General features: G+C 65.9%; 12 protein-coding genes. 1 reads left to right on the top strand and 11 read right to left on the bottom strand.

Going from position 1 to position 13,145, the window contains the following annotated elements; translation table 11 throughout:
* Window positions 1-65: 65 nt before the first annotated feature.
* The 5 genes from pstB to ACQY46_RS09095 form a co-directional block, all read right to left on the bottom strand.
* Window positions 66-827: a phosphate ABC transporter ATP-binding protein PstB gene (gene pstB / locus ACQY46_RS09115; protein WP_428699929.1), complete on the bottom strand. Its 762-nt coding sequence runs from the start codon at window positions 825-827 to the stop codon at window positions 66-68.
* Window positions 828-878: 51 nt separating this feature from the next.
* Window positions 879-2,123 carry a phosphate ABC transporter permease PstA gene (gene pstA, locus ACQY46_RS09110; RefSeq protein WP_428700452.1) on the bottom strand — a complete coding sequence of 415 codons (1,245 nt, stop codon included), beginning with the start codon at window positions 2,121-2,123 and terminating at the stop codon, window positions 879-881.
* 116 nt (window positions 2,124-2,239) lie between these two features.
* On the bottom strand, window positions 2,240-3,700 hold the full coding sequence (gene pstC, locus ACQY46_RS09105; protein WP_428699928.1) for a phosphate ABC transporter permease subunit PstC: 1,461 nt from the start codon (window positions 3,698-3,700) through the stop codon (window positions 2,240-2,242).
* A gap of 69 nt (window positions 3,701-3,769) precedes the next feature.
* A complete protein-coding gene (locus ACQY46_RS09100) occupies window positions 3,770-4,807 on the bottom strand; it encodes a substrate-binding domain-containing protein (RefSeq protein WP_428699927.1) in 1,038 nt (345 codons plus the stop codon).
* 111 nt (window positions 4,808-4,918) lie between these two features.
* Window positions 4,919-6,307, bottom strand: coding sequence for an ATP-binding protein (locus ACQY46_RS09095; protein WP_428699926.1), 1,389 nt, complete (start codon window positions 6,305-6,307; stop codon window positions 4,919-4,921).
* 303 nt (window positions 6,308-6,610) lie between these two features.
* Here ACQY46_RS09095 and ACQY46_RS09090 point away from each other — a divergent pair, with 303 nt between their 5' ends.
* Window positions 6,611-7,222, top strand: a complete 612-nt coding sequence (locus tag ACQY46_RS09090; RefSeq protein ID WP_428699925.1) for a tetratricopeptide repeat protein — start codon at window positions 6,611-6,613, stop codon at window positions 7,220-7,222.
* Between the two features lie 6 nt (window positions 7,223-7,228).
* Here the strand turns inward: ACQY46_RS09090 and ACQY46_RS09085 are convergent, their stop codons facing one another.
* From ACQY46_RS09085 to ACQY46_RS09060, 6 genes are all read right to left on the bottom strand, one after another.
* Window positions 7,229-7,939 carry a hypothetical protein gene (locus tag ACQY46_RS09085; RefSeq protein ID WP_428699924.1) on the bottom strand — a complete coding sequence of 237 codons (711 nt, stop codon included), beginning with the start codon at window positions 7,937-7,939 and terminating at the stop codon, window positions 7,229-7,231.
* On the bottom strand, window positions 7,936-8,421 hold the full coding sequence (locus tag ACQY46_RS09080; RefSeq protein WP_428699923.1) for an SRPBCC family protein: 486 nt from the start codon (window positions 8,419-8,421) through the stop codon (window positions 7,936-7,938). The genes ACQY46_RS09085 and ACQY46_RS09080 overlap by 4 nt, the downstream gene beginning before the upstream one ends.
* Before the next feature lie 116 nt (window positions 8,422-8,537).
* Complete coding sequence (locus ACQY46_RS09075; protein ID WP_428699921.1) at window positions 8,538-9,383, bottom strand: ABC transporter permease; 846 nt, start codon at window positions 9,381-9,383, stop codon at window positions 8,538-8,540.
* Window positions 9,380-10,669: an ABC transporter permease subunit gene (locus ACQY46_RS09070; RefSeq protein WP_428699920.1), complete on the bottom strand. Its 1,290-nt coding sequence runs from the start codon at window positions 10,667-10,669 to the stop codon at window positions 9,380-9,382. The genes ACQY46_RS09075 and ACQY46_RS09070 overlap by 4 nt, the downstream gene beginning before the upstream one ends.
* A 4-nt stretch (window positions 10,670-10,673) precedes the next feature.
* Window positions 10,674-11,789: an ABC transporter ATP-binding protein gene (locus ACQY46_RS09065; protein ID WP_428699918.1), complete on the bottom strand. Its 1,116-nt coding sequence runs from the start codon at window positions 11,787-11,789 to the stop codon at window positions 10,674-10,676.
* A gap of 93 nt (window positions 11,790-11,882) precedes the next feature.
* Window positions 11,883-13,001, bottom strand: coding sequence for an extracellular solute-binding protein (locus ACQY46_RS09060; protein WP_428699917.1), 1,119 nt, complete (start codon window positions 12,999-13,001; stop codon window positions 11,883-11,885).
* Window positions 13,002-13,145: the final 144 nt, after the last annotated feature.

Raw genomic sequence — 13,145 nt, 5'->3', positions numbered from 1 at the left:
TGTCTGCGCCGGGGGGCGCATTGCCTGCGCCACACCCCGCCTGGAAAATCGCGACCTTCCGGATCTTATCCGAAGCGGCCGGTGATGTAGTCCTGGGTGCGCTTGTCCCGGGGGTTGGTGAAGATCTCCTTGGTCTCCCCTTCCTCGACAAGGTTGCCGAGGTGGAAGAAGGCGGTGCGCTGCGACACGCGGGCGGCCTGCTGCATCGAGTGGGTGACGATGACGATGGTGAAGTTCTCACGCAGTTCATCGATCAGCTCCTCCACCTTGGCGGTGGCGATGGGATCGAGCGCCGAGCAGGGTTCGTCCATCAGGATCACTTCCGGATTGACCGCGATGGCGCGGGCAATGCAGAGGCGCTGCTGCTGGCCGCCGGAAAGTCCGGTGCCGGACTCGTCGAGCCGGTCCTTGACCTCGTTCCACAGGCCCGCTTTCTGCAGGCTGGAGGCGACGATCTCGTCCAGGGTCGCCTTGCTGCGGGCAAGCCCGTGAATGCGCGGTCCGTAGGAGACGTTGTCATAGATCGACTTGGGGAACGGGTTCGGCTTCTGGAACACCATGCCGACCTTGGCGCGCAACTGCACCGGGTCGACCTTGGGATCGTAGATGTCCTCGCCGTCGATGAGGATGTCGCCCTTCACCCGGCACACGTCGATCGTGTCGTTCATGCGGTTGATACAGCGCAGGAAGGTCGACTTGCCGCAGCCGGAGGGGCCGATGAAGGCGGTGACGGTCTTCTCCGCGATTTCGAGATCAACGTCCTTGATGGCATGGGTCTCGCCATAGAAGACCTGGACCTTCTTCGCGGAAATCTTGGAGTCTGACATGGCGACAACCTTATCGGCTTTGAGCAATTGGTTCATGGTTCCAGGTCTCCCTTACCAGCGACGCTCGAACCGGCGACGAAGGATGATCGCAACAAGGTTCATCATCACGAGGAATACGAGCAGGACGATGATCGCCCCGGATGCGCGCTCGACAAAGGCCGGGTCGCCACGCTGCGTCCAGTTGTAGACCTGGACGGGCAGCGCGGAGGCCGGGTCGAAGAACCCTTCCGGCGGAGCCGCCGGAAACTCGCGGACGAAAGCCACCATGCCGATGAGCAGCAGCGGCGCCGTTTCGCCCAGTGCCTGTGCAAGGCCGATGATCGTGCCGGTCAGAATGCCCGGCATGGCCAGCGGCAGCACATGGTGGAAGATGGACTGCATCTTCGAGGCGCCGACACCGAGTGCCGCGTCCCGGATCGACGGCGGCACCGCCTTCAGCGAGGCGCGGGTCGCGATGATGATCGTCGGCAGGGTCATCAGCGTCAGCACCAAACCGCCGACGATGGGTGCCGACTGCGGCAGACCGACGAAGTTGATGAAGACGGCAAGACCGAGAATGCCGAAAACGATGGACGGCACCGCCGCGAGATTGGCGATGTTCACCTCGATCACGTCGGTGAAGCGGTTTTTCGGCGCGAATTCCTCCAGGTAGATGGAGGCCGCCACGCCAATCGGCAGCGACAGGACCAGCACCACCAGCATCATGTAGGCGGAACCGAGGATCGCCACGCCAAGACCGGCAGCCTCAGGCCGGGTATCCGACGCATCCGGCGCGGTGAAGAAGTTCCAGTTGAAGCGGGTAACCAGTACGCCTTCTTCTTTCAGCTTGTCGGCGAGACGCAGCTGTTCCGGCGAGACGTTCCGGTCGAGTGCCGCGCTCTCCATCGACACACGCCCCTTGTAGTAACCGTCGATGCGGCCGGAGGCGAGCAGGTTGAAGGGAACGGTCTCGCCGATCTGGGTCGGGTTGGCGAGGACGTAGCGCCGCAACTCCGCCGGAGCTTCCTTGGAGATCAGGTCGGCGGCATCCTTGGACGAAAGACCGTCAACGGAGACACCGACTGCAGCCAGTTTGTCGTCCATCGCCTTCTGGATGATCGGCGCGTAACCGAAGGTCGACACCTTGGCGATCTTCTCCAGATCGCCGTCTCCTGCTTTGTCGAGCCGCTCCGGATCCAGATAGATGTCGAGTGCGACATAGGTCTGCTGGAAGGACGACAGGCCGTTTGAAAGGATCGAGGCAAGAAGCCCGACCAGAGCGAGCACGCCGAGGATCACCGCGGCAAGTCCGAGCATGCGAAACCTGGCTTCGGCAGCGTTGCGGCGCTTGGTGCGAGCGTCCGCCGCCAGAAGCGACATCTTCGGGGCCGGGCTCGATACCGAACCGGCAGCGGCAGTGATTGTCGCGTCGGTCATTCGTACTGCTCCCGATATTTGCGGACGATGTAGAGGGCAAGGACGTTGAGCCCGAGAGTGAAGACGAACAGGGTCAGGCCGAGAGCGAAGGCAACGAGCGTCTCCGGACTGGCGAACTCCGTGTCGCCGGTAAGCTGACTGACGATCTTCACGGTGACCGTGGTCATGGCTTCAAACGGATTGAGGTCGAGCCTCGCCGCCGCACCGGCACCGAGAACCACGATCATGGTCTCGCCGATAGCGCGGGAAGCCGCGAGAAGGATGGCACCGACGACGCCAGGCAGCGCGGCCGGCAAGATCACCTGCCTGATCGTTTCCGACTGCGTCGCCCCGAGACCGTAGGACCCGTCGCGCATCGCCTGCGGCACCGCGTTGATAATGTCGTCGGACAGCGAGGAGACGAAGGGGATCAACATGATGCCCATCACCAATCCCGCAGTCAGAACCGACGAGGAGGAACTGCCAAGACCGGCCGGCTGCGCGATCCAGTCGCGAATGAAGGGACCGACAGTGATCAGGGCAAAGAGACCGTAGACGATGGTCGGAATGCCCGCCAGCACCTCGATCGCGGGCTTGGCGAAGCCACGCAGCACCCTGCCCGAATATTCGGAAAGGTAGATCGCGATCATCAGGCCGATCGGAACCGCGAAGAACAGTGCCACGAACGACACGTAGAGCGTGCCCCAGAGAAGCGGCAGGATGCCGAGATCGGAGCCGCCGCGGAACTGGGGGTTCCACACCGTGGAGAAGAAGAAGTCCTGCGCCGGATACATCTTGAAGAAATTGAACGTTTCGAACATCAGCGAGGCAACGATGCCGACGGTCGTCAGGACGGCGACCGAAGACGACCCGATCAGCAAGGCCAGGACAAAGGTCTCGCTGGTGTTGCGGGCCCGCATTTCCGGCGTGATGCGGACGTAAAACCAACCGCCAAGACCAAGGGACAGTGCCACGGCGAGAACCGCCATCAGGGTCTGCCCGGTGCTGTTCCCGCTCCTGAAGGCCTTGGCCGCCTCGAGCACTTCGACCGGAATGTCCGACCCGACGGCGACGCCGACATCGGCCAGGCGCGACCGGATATTGGTGAAGTCGGCCCGCAGCCGCTCCAGCCCGGCCTCATCCAGCCCGCCGGTTTCCATCAGCGCGTCCAGCCCGCCGGCAACCCGCTCGACATCCGCCATCACAAGGCTGCGCGCGCCGCCCTCGGGGATCACGCTGTCGGGGATCATGCCGTTCACCTGGCTGTGCAGCACGATCGGCTGAAGGAACAGCCAGGCGATCATCAGGAGAAGCGCCGGTACACCCGCGAACAGGGCCACCGCCTGTCCGTAATAGCCGGGGAGAGAATGCAGTTTGCGCCCGCTTTTCGCAGAGAGAGAAAGCGCGCGCTGTTTGCCGAAATAATAACCGAGCCCGGATATGCCCAGCACAATCAGCAAAAGAATACCAATATTCATGGTCTTTCCGCCGCTAGCCGCCAGAAGAAAACCGGTGACGCGAGGACCGCGCCACCGGGTGCTTCAGTGTCAGTTCAGCGGACCCATCGGGGTACGGTTCTTGACCATTTCCTGGGTCTTGGCGAGCTCCGGATCGGAGACGAGGCCGTATTCGGCGAGCGGGCCGTTCGGGCCGGCGATCTCGTCGGAGACGAAGAACTCGATGTACTCCTGGAGGCCCGGGATGACGTCGAGATGGGCGTTCTTGACGTAGAAGAACAGCGGACGCGACACCGGGTACTCGCCCTTGGCGATCGCCTCGGTCGTCGGCACGATGCCGTTCATGGTCGCGACCTTGAGCTTGTCGGTGTTGTTCTCGTAGAACGACAGGCCGAACACGCCGATGCCGTCCTTGTTGGCGGCGATGCGGGCGAGCGTCTCGGTGTAGTCGCCGTCGATGTCGATCGAGCGACCGTCGGTGCGAAGCGCCATGCAGGCCTTCTCGGCGTCCTTCTCGGAGGTGCCGGCGTCGACCATGGCCTTCAGCGCGCCGTTCTCTTCGCAGCCATCGATGATGACCTTTTCGTCGAAGACTTCACGGGTGCCGTGCTTGGTGCCGGGGACAAAGGCAAGGATCGCCTGGGCCGGCAGGTCGGCGCGGATCTCGTTCCACATCGTGTAGGGATTGTCGACGAGCTGGCCGTCCTTGACCACCTTGGCGGCAAGGGCATTGTGCCAGTCCGACGGGGTGAAGGCGAAGGAGTTGCCGTTGATGTCCGAGGCAAAGACGATGCCGTCATAGCCGATACGGACTTCCTGGATCTCCGTCACGCCGTTCTGGGCGCAGAGATCGATGTCCGACTGCTTGATGCGCGAAGAAGAGTTGGCGATGTCGATGGTGTTCTCGCCCACGCCCTCGCAGAGCTTCTTGCGACCGGCGCCCGAACCACCGGACTCGACCACCGGGGTCGGGAATTCGGTGTTCTCGCCGAAGGCCTCGGCAACGATGGAAGCGTAGGGAAGGACCGTCGAGGAACCGGCGATCTGGACCTGGTCACGGGCAACGGCGGCGCCGGCGAATGCAACCGAGGCAATCGCGGTCGCGCTGAGAAGAGCTTTGATGTTCACCTGATCTCTCCCTGGATTTCAGGATTAATAATTCGACCCCCCACAGACTTATTCCTGCAAGGTCAGGGGCACCCTAGTCCTGCCCCGTGATGCTTATATGAACGTTGAGTATCAGTTTTGTGACAGATCAAGCGTATGTTTTAAAAGGGCTTTATCGCCATCACCCGGTTCTTCGACGAGGGTCGCCGCCGGGATTTTGACACTGAAGCAGGCTCCTTCGCCGGGCGTGCTCTCGATCTCCAGCCGCGCCTTGTGACGGGTCAGGATGTGCTTGACGATGGCAAGGCCGAGACCCGTCCCCTTCATCTCGCGACTGGTCGAGACATCGACGCGGTAGAAGCGCTCGGTCAGGCGCGGCAGGTGCTGCGGCGCGATGCCCGGGCCGAAATCGCGAATGGCCAGCACCCAGATGCCCGGTGCATCGGCACGGGCGGCCTCTCCGGCGGCGAGGTCGATCTCCACCCGCTTGCCGGATGCGCCGTATTTGATGCTGTTCTCGACGAGATTCTCGATCACCTCGATGAGCTCGTCGCGATCGCCGCGCACCATGCAGGGCGCTTGCGGCGTCGTCACCTCGACCGTGACGCCGGCCTCGTCGGCGACCGGTTTCAGGGCGTCGCAGGTGTGGCGCAGCAGCGGCGCCAGGTCGAGCACCGTCTCCGGCTGCACATGCGCCTTCAACTCAATGCGCGACAGCGACAAGAGGTCGTCGATGAGCCGGCGCATGCGGTCACCCTGCTGCAGCATGATCGCAAGAAAGCGCTCGCGCGCCACCGGGTCGTCGCGGGCCGGGCCCTGCAGCGTCTCGACGAAGCCGGTCAGCGAGGCGAGCGGGGTGCGCAGCTCGTGGCTGGCGTTGGCGACGAAATCGGCGCGCATGCGCTCCAGCCGCCGCTGCTCGGTGAGGTCCTGGACGGTGACGAGGATGAACCGGAGGGGCGCGGCACTCGCCTCACCGCCCTCGCCGCCTTGCGCCAGCGGAGCGACGAAGGCCTCGAGCCAGCTTTCCATCGGCACCCGCTCGCTCCACTCGATACGCTGTGCCGGACCGCCGGCGGCGACCTTGTCGAGCGCCTCGAGCAGGGCGGGAATGCGCAGCCGCATGGAGAGCGGATCGCCGGGATGCGGGTCGCCGAAACGGACCCGGGCGGCGCGGTTGACATAGCGGGTGATGCCGCGCCGGTCGACGATGAAGCAGGGATTGGGGAGCGCGTCGGCGAGATGCTTCATGCCGGTGTCCGGCCAGGGAGAGACCTGGCGCGCCTGGCGCTGGCGACGGGCAACGAGAAGCCGGCGGCGGGGCGCGAAAAGCGCGGCAAGAGCCATGACCGCGACGCCCGCCAGCGCGACCGGCAGCGTCACCACCGCCTGCCACCAGGCGGCCGCGGCCAGCGCGACCGCGGCACCAAGCACCCAGCGCTGCGCAACAAGGCGCGCGCGCAGTTCACCGAGAAAGTTTCCGGCGGCCGGTGCCGGGCGGTCCGTGCTCTCGTCGTTCATCTCTGCCTGTCGCCGCACATCGCTGCCGGGCTCCGCGTGTCGTTGTGGCCCGCGCGCCCTTGCATCACACGGGCGGCGGCAGTGCGCGACACGGATGCGGCAAAGGGGCGGAAACGGGCGCCCTGAATAGCACGGCGCGCATGACAGTCCCAAGACGGAAACGTTTCCGCGCGGCGGCGGCCCCGCGCGGCGCCTTCCCCGGCAGGCCCGGCGATGCTATCCCGGTCGGCGTGACATGCGGCTGGCGGGGCCTCTTGCCCTCGCCGGACATGGAGGAGCTTTCCCGATGGAGGCGGCCGTCAGATGACCCCCGCACAGGCTGCCGAGACGTTGCCGCGCGCGCTCGCCGCGCAGGACTGGCCGGTTGCACGAAAGGCCCTCGCCCGGCTGCTGCGCGCCGATCCGGGAAACGCCTCCCTGCACTATAATCTCGGTCTCGTGCTGCGCCGGATGGAGCGTCCCGAGGAGGCTCTCGCCGCCTTCGGCACGGCCTTGAAGCATGCGCCGGATCACGTCAACGCGCTGTTCGAGACGGCATCGGCGCGGATGGAGCTCGGGCGGATCGAGGAGGCGGAGGCGGACTTTTCCGCCTATGCGGCGCGCGTGGCGGACGATGCGGATGCCTGGCTCAATCTCGGCCGGCTGCGCCTGCGGCTGGACCGCGCCGAGGCCGCGGCGGAGGCCTTTGCCCGGGCCCGGACCTTGCGCAAGGACGATCTCGAGGCACGGATCGGCGAGGCGGAAGCCGGCCTCCGACTTGGGCAGGAGAGCGGCCTTGCCACCTTGCGGGCGCTTTATGCCGAACAGCCGAGCCTGCGACCGCGCCTGCTGAAGGCGATGAGCCAGGGGCCCAGAGGACGGATCCCGCTGGCAAGCCACGCGCTCACGCGCAGCGCCTGCGACGAGGCCGGCTGATCCGCCTCACCTTTCGCGCGGGGCGCGGAAGGCCTTGCGGTAGAGGCCCGGATCGTCCTGCAATCCGTCCTGCACCTCGCCGTGGCGATCAAGTTCGCGCGCATCCATGGCGCCGATGTCGAGTTCCAGCGCCTCGCGGCGCAGGGGAAAGCCCTGCGCCACGGGCGTGCCGGCGGGAAGGCAGCCGGAAAATCCCGCATCGCGCCAGATCGCGGGAAAATGGACGAAGCCGTCGCGGTAGCGGTCGCAGTCGACGAGGCCCGCGAGCGTGCGGAACGGCAGATCCTCGCGGTTGAGCGGATGGGTGAAGAGAAGCGACACGCCCTCGGGCGCCGCCACCGTCCAGAAATTGGTGAACTTGACCACGAACTGCCCTTCCGGCAGCCCGAAGGGAACGCCGGCCGCCTGTTCGGGCACATGCAGGCCGATCGGCGACCGGGTCTGGCGGGCATGGGGCGCGGGCGGCGGCGACCAGTCCCAGGAGATCTCGCCGTTCTCGACGGTAAGGTCGGCGGCGAGACGGAACATCACGCCTTGCGCCAGCGCGTCGATCAGCGGCGGGCAATGCTTCAGTGTCCTCACTTCCGCGCCGCCAAGGGTCTCGCTGGCAACGAGGGAGGGAACCGCCTTCAGCCAGTCCGGCAGGCTGGCGCGGGCCGGCACCGGCTCGGGCACATGGCCGAGCAGCTCCGGCAGGCAGCGGAAGGAGAGCTTCATCGCGGCGAAGGCTTGCGCGCGGCGGCTTCGGCCAGCGCGTCAAGGCAGAAGGGCCAGCCTTCGGGCGAGGCCATCGCCGCGCGGTAGCCCTCGCCGGCCTCGCCATGGCGCAGGAAATCGCGATGCGCCAGCTCGACCAGCGTGCCGTCGGCCATGGCGCGGAACTCGACCGTCACGCGGCTGGCGGCGGCCGGGTCGGCGATCAGCTGCCTGTCCGGCGAGATCTGCCAGGCAAGGCGGAGGAACAGCGGCGGCTCGATCGAAAGCACCGTGCCCCAGACCAGGCGGGCGCCGCCCGGCACCTGCTCGGAACAGGCACCGCCCGGGAAAGGCTCAATGGAAAGGTCGGCCGCCGGGTCGCGCGAGAAGGTGTAATCGCGCGGCCACCATTCGCCGATCCGTTCGACGAAAAGATCGAAAGCGGCCTCGCGCGACAGCGGCAGCGACCGGGTGAGAACGATTGGGGTGTCCGCGTCGGACATGTCGGCTCCCGGTGGGACAGGTTGCAGGCGTTGGCCGGCACGCGGCCAATGCGCGGCCAGCCGACGAAGGGTCGCAAGCATTGCCCTCCGGCGTCAACCGCCGGAGAGGAACAGGATCATGCGGGCCGGGCGCGGCGCTTGGCCAGAACCCAGCTCGTCGCGGCGATGATGGTGATCAGCACGAAGATCACGCCGATCACGTTGATCACCGGCGACAGGCCGAAGCGCATGCGCGCGCCAATCTCGGTGACCAGCGTCCATTGCGGGCCGATTGCGAAAAAGGTCGTGTTGTAGTTCTCGATCGACTGCAGGAAGGCAATGACCGAGGCGGTGAGGACGGTCGGCATCAGGAAGGGCAGCGTGATGCGGCGAAAGACGAGGATCGAGGAGGCCCCGAGATCCAGCGCCGCCTCCTCCAGCGCCCGGTCCTGGCGCTGCAACCGGGCCATGAACATCAGCATGCAGTAGGAGGCGATGAAGGCGGCCTGGGCGATGGTCGCAGTGAGCAGGCCCGCCTCGATGCCGAAGGCGTCGCGCCAGAAGATCATGGTCGTCGCGCCGAGCACGATGCCAGGCGTCAGGATCGGCGAGACAAGCACCGTGTAAAGCAGGGTCGAGGCGCCGGAACTCAGCCGCGTCAGCACCAGCGCCCCGGCAAGGCCGAGCGGAATGGCGATGACGATCACCCCGGCGGCGATCTGCAGCGAATAGAGCAGGCCGGTGACGAAACGGGTGTCGCCCGGGAGCCCGGCAAACCATTTCAGCGTGAAGCCCTGCCAGTCGGTGACCGACGGCGTCGGGTTGGCGTTGAAGGCGGCCGCCACCATGAACAGCAGCGGCAGGAACATGTAGGCGAAGAAGACGAGCAGGTAGAGCGACAGGATCGCGTCCGACCAGTCCCTCGCCTTGCGGCGCGGCGCGGCGGCGGCGCCCGGCGTGTTCTCGAGGGTCGCGACACTCATTTGGCGATATCCCTGATGCCGACCTTGAAGACGGCCATGTTGACGAGGACGAAGGCGATGCAGGCGATCAGCAGCGCCAGAGAGTAGGCGGCGCCCTCGTTCCAGGAATCGGCCTCGAAGAAGCGGCGGTAGATGACCTGCGCGAACCAGTCGGGATGCAGGCCGCGGCCGACGATCTCCGGCACGGCGATGGAGCCGGCGGACAGCATGAAGGTCATGATCGCACCGACCGCGATGCCCGGCTTGGCATGCGGCAGGACGATGCGCCAGTGGATCCGCCAGGTGGCGCTGCCGAGATCGCGCGCCGCCTCGATCTGGTTGCGGTCGAGCGTCTCGATCGTGTTGTAGATCGGGAACACCATGAACAGCACATAGGCATAGACCATCACGGTAAAGACGGCGCCGTTGGAGGCGACGAAGCGAATGCCCTCCCCGGCCTGCATGTCGATGAGGCCGATGGCGTCAAGGACGCCGTTTAGGATGCCGTTCTTCTCCAGGATCATCACCCAGGAGAAAATGCGCAGCAACTCGTTGATCGCGTAGGGGATGACAAGGCCGAGCATCAGAAGCGCGAGCTTGTTCGCGTTTTTCGTCGTCGCCGCCGCATAGGCGACCGGATAGCAGACGACGAAGGCCAGCACCGTCACGCAGAGAGCATAGAACAGGGTCGAGACGAAGATCCGGAAATGGATGTCGCTCATGTTGGTGAAGTTCTGGAGCGAATAGGTCTCGTTGATGCCGACGGCCGAATTGTTCGAGGATTCCTCCTCCTCGAGCCCGGCGAGACGCGTCTGCAGCTCCGCCTTCTCGGCCTCGAGTTCCGCGATGCGCGCCTCGATCTGCGCCGGCGGCAGGGTCGGGCTTGCGGATGGCGCGAACGGACTGGGCGCAACGCCCGGCGTCGGTGTCGGGGACGGGCTCGGCGAGAGGCTCGGCGTCAGCGACGGGGCGGCCGGAAGGGAGGGCGTGGCCGATGGCGACGGCAGCGACGGCGTCAGGGACGGAGACGGCACCAGCCCGCCTGCCGCCCCGCCGGCGGGCGCGGAGACGCCCTCCAGGTCGCTTCGCAGGTCACGCAGGTCGGTGTCGATCTCGAAGACCCGCGTATAGGCACGGTCGATCTCCAACGACAGGGTCGCCGCCTCCCCGGCACGGTCGGTGTAGGTGAAGGCGCGCTCGATCAGGCGCGCCTGCGGCAGCACGATGAGCAGCGCGATCCAACCTGCGGTGAGCAGCAGGAAAACCGCCGTCAGCCCCTTGCCATAGCTCCTGATCAGCGAGGCCATGGCGTCAGGCCCGCTCGGCAAGGGCGGACAAGGGTCGCATCACCAGTGTGTCCTCGGCGGAAAACAGCAGGGTCTGCTCCTCGTCGGAACCGAGCCCGGCGTCTCCGGTGTTGTGCAGGTTGACCTGGATCGCCTGGCCGGCGGCATCGAGATGCAGGTTGATGAGCGGGCCTTCCAGGTCGCGCCGCTGCAGGCGGGCGACAAGGCGGTTGTGGGCCCCGCCGCCAGCCGGCGCAACGCCGTCGGTGCGGTTGCCCAGCCAGACCCGCTCGGGGCGCACCATGGCAAGCGCCTCGTCGCCGATCGCCAGCCCGTGCCGGTCAAGCCCGCGGAACGTCCCGAGTGCCGTCTCCACCTCGACCTGGCCGTCGGAGGTGGCGGTGACACGCCCGGAAAAGACGTTCTGCTCGCCGACGAAACTGGCAACGAACGGGGTCGCGGGACGGTTGTAAATGTCGTCCGAGGAGGCGACCTGCTCCACCACGCCGCGATTCATCACCGCGACCCGGTCGGACATGGTCAGCGCCTCGCCCTGGTCATGGGTGATGTAGATGAAGGTGACGCCGGTCTTGCGCTGCAGGTCCTTGAGCTCGCTGCGCATGTGCTGGCGCAGCTTCAGGTCGAGCGCCGAGAGCGGCTCGTCGAGCAGCAGAACGGACGGTTCCACGGCAAGCGCGCGGGCGATCGCGACGCGCTGGCGTTGTCCGCCGGACAATTCGGTCGGCCTCTTCTCGCCCTGGCCGGTCAGCGCGACCATGGCAAGCAGTTCCTCGGCGCGCTGGCGCCGGTCCTTCTTCGACACGCCGCGGGCCTCGAGGCCGAAAGCGACGTTTTCCCAGACACTCATCAAGGGAAAGAGCGCCAGGTTCTGGAAGATCAGCGCGGTCGGCCGCGCATTGGGGCGGATGCCGGTCATGCTCTTGCCGCCGATGCGCACGTCGCCGGCGCTGGGGTCGAGAAAGCCGGAAACCATGCGCAGGATGGTCGTCTTGCCGCAGCCGGAAGGACCGAGAATGGAGAAGAACTCCCCGGCATTGACAGTCAGGTCGGTCGGCTGGACGGCGGTAAAGTCGCCAAACCGCATCGACACGCCATCGAGAACGACGTCTTGTCCGTGCATGAGCCCCTCATTTCGCACGCAGGCGGGAGGCGAACTCCCGCGAAGGATGCGGATCGCGGCAGGACGCCGCGATCCGCCAGATCAGGTCACGCCTCAGGCGTTGGTGATCTTGTCGACATATTCCTGACGCAGCGTGGCGAACCACGGCGTGTCGGCCTGCCACCACCAGAGATTGGCGAGGTTGTCGGCATTGTAAACGTCGGCGAACTGGGCCTTGTAGTTGTCGCCGGCATATTCGGCAGCCCCGGCAACGGCCGAGTTGTAGCCGGTGTTCATGGCCAGCAGGCCCGCCATCTTCGGGTCCAGCATGGCGTTCAGGAAGGCATAGCCCTGATCGACATTCTCGGCGCCCGACGGCACGCCCATGGAATCCATCCAGGTGATGCCGCCTTCCTTGGGCATGCGGTACTTCCACTTGGCGTCTTCCCGGTTCAGCAGGAGCCCGGTGGTGTCCCAGGTCTGGCCGATGGTGGCGCCGGCCTGCTTGAAGGCATTGGTCGCCTCGGTGGCGTTGTTCCAGAACGCGGCGATGTTGGCCTTGCGCTCGATGATGAACTTGGCGCAGGCATCCCACACGCGGCGGGCATCATCCTCGGTCTTGTAGACGTCGAGCATGCGGTTCGACTTGACCTCGCCGATGGCGTCGAGGTGGAGGCCGACGCCCATGATCACCGACTTCTGGCGGAACGCGGCCTTGCCGGCGGCCTCGGGCGACCACATGGTGCCGTAGGAGACGTCCTCGGCGTTGAAGGCCGAGCTGTCGAGCGTGATCGCCTCGGTGCCCCAGTTGAACGGCAGCAGCATGCGCTTGCCGCGATAGGTGCCGCCGAGCTGGACGCTGTCGCGCAGCATGGAGGGGATCAGGGCGTCGAGCTTCAGCTTGCTCTCGTCGATCGGAGCCAGCAGGCCGTCCGGATAGTAGTTGTTGCCGTTGGTGATCGAGGGGAAGATCACGTCGAAGCCCTTGCCGCCGGCGGCCTTGAGCTTCTGCTCGGCCTCGTCGTTGGAGCCGTAGGTCGACAGGTTCACCTTGATGCCGGTGTCGCCTTCGAACTTGTCGATCATGTTCTGCTGGATGTAATCGCCCCAGGCGAAAACATTGACCTGGCCCGAGGACGCGAGCGCGTCGCCTGCCTTGAGGATGGCGGGTGCGGCAAGCAGCGTCGATGCGGCTGCGGAGCCCTTGAGCACCGAACGGCGGGAAATGGACATGTCGGACCTCTCCGTTTCATTGATTCTGTGAGCGGCAACGGTGTGGCGGTTCTCCTCCCGCGTCGCTCGCTCGGCCTTAGGTCAAATTGACAACGATAGTATGACATGGAGGGCACGCCGCCGGCCGGCAGGCCAAGATGGCGT

The organism is Stappia sp., assembly GCF_965276915.1.
In the GTDB taxonomy this organism is placed as follows: Bacteria; Pseudomonadota; Alphaproteobacteria; order Rhizobiales; family Stappiaceae; genus Stappia.
This window is presented reverse-complemented; position numbering and strand designations above follow the sequence as displayed.

Excerpts from the sequence above, each read along its gene's own strand:
- pstB (WP_428699929.1), bottom strand. The coding sequence starts at position 827 with ATGTCAGACTCCAAGATTTCCGCGAAGAAGGTCCAGGTCTTCTATGGC.
- pstA (WP_428700452.1), bottom strand. The coding sequence starts at position 2,123 with ATGCTCGGACTTGCCGCGGTGATCCTCGGCGTGCTCGCTCTGGTCGGG.
- pstC (WP_428699928.1), bottom strand. The coding sequence starts at position 3,700 with ATGAATATTGGTATTCTTTTGCTGATTGTGCTGGGCATATCCGGGCTC.
- ACQY46_RS09095 (WP_428699926.1), bottom strand. The coding sequence starts at position 6,307 with ATGAACGACGAGAGCACGGACCGCCCGGCACCGGCCGCCGGAAACTTT.
- ACQY46_RS09090 (WP_428699925.1), top strand. The coding sequence starts at position 6,611 with ATGACCCCCGCACAGGCTGCCGAGACGTTGCCGCGCGCGCTCGCCGCG.
- ACQY46_RS09085 (WP_428699924.1), bottom strand. The coding sequence starts at position 7,939 with ATGAAGCTCTCCTTCCGCTGCCTGCCGGAGCTGCTCGGCCATGTGCCC.
- ACQY46_RS09080 (WP_428699923.1), bottom strand. The coding sequence starts at position 8,421 with ATGTCCGACGCGGACACCCCAATCGTTCTCACCCGGTCGCTGCCGCTG.
- ACQY46_RS09075 (WP_428699921.1), bottom strand. The coding sequence starts at position 9,383 with ATGAGTGTCGCGACCCTCGAGAACACGCCGGGCGCCGCCGCCGCGCCG.
- ACQY46_RS09070 (WP_428699920.1), bottom strand. The coding sequence starts at position 10,669 with ATGGCCTCGCTGATCAGGAGCTATGGCAAGGGGCTGACGGCGGTTTTC.
- ACQY46_RS09065 (WP_428699918.1), bottom strand. The coding sequence starts at position 11,789 with ATGCACGGACAAGACGTCGTTCTCGATGGCGTGTCGATGCGGTTTGGC.
- ACQY46_RS09060 (WP_428699917.1), bottom strand. The coding sequence starts at position 13,001 with ATGTCCATTTCCCGCCGTTCGGTGCTCAAGGGCTCCGCAGCCGCATCG.